Origin of the sequence: Pseudomonas aestuarii (assembly GCF_027988105.1) — a bacterium.
Taxonomy (GTDB): Bacteria; Pseudomonadota; Gammaproteobacteria; order Pseudomonadales; family Pseudomonadaceae; genus Aquipseudomonas; species Aquipseudomonas aestuarii.
This window is the reverse complement of record NZ_JAQJZJ010000025.1, coordinates 1-735: the sequence shown is the minus strand read 5'-3', so window position 1 is coordinate 735 and position 735 is coordinate 1. Positions and strand designations below refer to the sequence as shown.

1 protein-coding gene is annotated in these 735 nt (G+C 65.6%); it reads right to left on the bottom strand.

The features are described from left to right. A partial coding sequence (locus tag PH586_RS23380; RefSeq protein WP_271350203.1) for a VCBS domain-containing protein occupies positions 1 to 735 on the bottom strand: 735 nt, incomplete at both ends.

Sequence of the window (735 nt, the reverse complement as noted above, 5' to 3'; positions counted from 1 at the left end):
TGGGGTGTCCGCGCCCGGCTGGCCGTTGGCGTGCAGGTCGTTATCCAGCACGCTGCCGGTGACCGGGGTAATGCTGTCCTCACTGAGGCTGTTGCCGTCATCCACCGCATTCGGCACGTCGTCGATGATCTCGATGATGATGCTCGCCGGCAGCGAACTGGCCGTGCCGTCCGAGACGGTCAGGCTGAACGTGTCAGTCTCCGGGTCAGCTCCGTCGGTGGTCGGGCTGGTCAGCTCGTAGCTGTAGCTGCCGACCCCGGTCAGGCTGTTGTAGGCGGTGATGGTCAGGGTGCCGTTGCTGCCGGCGAAACTGGCGCCGACCAGGCTGCCAATCGCCACGGTGCTGCCATTGATGGTCACGCTCTGCAGGTCATCGAGGCCGTCGGCGTCGCTGAGGCTGAAGCTGCCAACGGCAAACTCGCTGTTGCTGGCCGCCGCCGAGCCCGTCGCCAGGCCGGCTTCGTACACCAGGTCATTGGCCCCGCCGTTGCCCGGATCGACATTGATCTCTGGGACGCTGTTAGTGCCATTGATGGTGATGGTCAGGGTCGCGGTGTCGGTGTCACCGTCGGCGTCCTGCATGGTGTAGGTGAAGGTCTCGGTCAGGCTCTCGCCGCTGTCCAGGCCCTGCACCGCCGGGTTGCTCGTGTCCAGCAGGTAGCTGTAGGTGCCATTGCCGGTATCGCTGAAGGTGCCGTAGCTGGCCGCCGTGCTGGCCCAGCTGACGAAGCTGGT